Source organism: Rhizobium ecuadorense (genome assembly GCF_001187535.1).
Lineage (GTDB): Bacteria > Pseudomonadota > Alphaproteobacteria > Rhizobiales > Rhizobiaceae > Rhizobium > Rhizobium ecuadorense.
In genome coordinates this window covers 1-1393 of record NZ_LFIO01000741.1, presented here as the reverse complement: position 1 = coordinate 1393, position 1393 = coordinate 1, and the positions used below count along the sequence as shown (strand labels likewise).

1 protein-coding gene and 1 pseudogene are annotated in these 1393 nt (G+C 57.6%); both read left to right on the top strand.

The window, feature by feature from the left end:
• Positions 1-312: 312 nt before the first annotated feature.
• A pseudogene (locus AF337_RS45380) lies at positions 313-414 on the top strand (sunset domain-containing protein); the annotation flags it as partial.
• 360 nt (positions 415-774) lie between these two features.
• The coding region (locus AF337_RS13650) for a hypothetical protein (RefSeq protein ID WP_049732494.1) at positions 775-1393 on the top strand (619 nt) is incomplete at its 3' end.

Genomic DNA, 1393 nt, shown 5'->3' with positions numbered 1-1393 from the left:
CGGGCTTTAGCGAACGCGCTCGGCATAGTCTCGGACTCGGGATAAGTGCCGGATCTTCATATCGATACGCTGAAGATCAAGAGCCGGAATTTTCAGTAGATTGGCTGCCGCTGTTGCTGCAATCGCGGGGCTGCGGGTTCGATTTCCGGTCAAAGCGATAAGGAATGAACGCTGGCCCTCGCTGGTTGCGGACTGTCCGGTTTTGGCTCGGGCTTTCGGCAGGCGCATCTCGCCGGTGACACGGCGGTCAGTAGCGAACAAAAGGCCGCTTGCGGCGGCCTTCCGCGTTCTGGAACGCAGGTGCTTCGAACGCATCTTCCCCATGCCGGGCAGCGATACTACGCACAAACGAAGATCAGTCCCGAGTATGGAGAACGTTGGTTCTGCTTAGAATTTGAAGCCTGGGCGGCCGGCTGCGGAAACCGAAAACGTAATAAAGTGGGGATTCGCAACCGACGGATCCTTTGTGGGACCGCGAGCTTTCGAGGCCACTGCCTGGCAGGTTGCCATGGTGTTCGTTCTGGAGAAGCTCGCATAATGGATCGTCGGGAACCTGGAGAAAGTCTCGGGACGAACTACTGGTCGCCTTTTGCTTCAAGAACTTTGACCGAATAGACCGTCCTCAGCCCCATTCGATTGGCCACAGATTCTGTTCACGGGATGATGCGGTGGATCGGAACGACGGTGGGTGTAGACTGGTAGTCCGGTAGGCGCTATTCGTGATGTACCAGCATATCACCAAACCATCCTGCGGATACTCCAAGGCCTCTTATATTGAAGAAAGTGCAACGCAGCTTTGCCGTCGAGTACAAAACCGGCAGGCGAAAACTCGATACCAGGTCAAACTCGATCTGGGGCAACGTAGATCTAAAGTCCGTCGCTCGCGACCTGGAGGAAGAGGCAATGCCATTTCTGTCAGGCAGCTCTCAGAACGGCAAATCCCATAGTGAAATGTCTTTGCCAAAAACAGATCCGGCCGAGTCGTTGTTGACACCGCCTCTCAGGGCGTCGACAACTGCATCAGATACACAGGAGATGAGCATGGCCGACGAGACTGATACGGCAACTAGTGCCGATGTGCCGACTGTTGTCGAAACGCCCATTGCGCCGAAGAAACAGCGCAAACCCCGCGCCAAGAAAGCGGCGGCACTCGAGACCGCGTCAGCTGACGCTACGGCAGAGCCAGCGGCTGCTCTGGCCGGCGCCGGTGGCGTGAAGAGGAGAGGGCGCAAGACCAAGGTGATCGAAGGTGCGGCGAGCGCCAAGCGCGCACCTGTGCGCCGTGCTCCGAAGGCCGTGCAGACCGCCTCGGCCGCGCCGACGACAGCGATCGATGAAATGGCGGATCTCCTGCAGTTGGAAGAAGAAAATCAACGGCTGCGCAAGCTTCTGG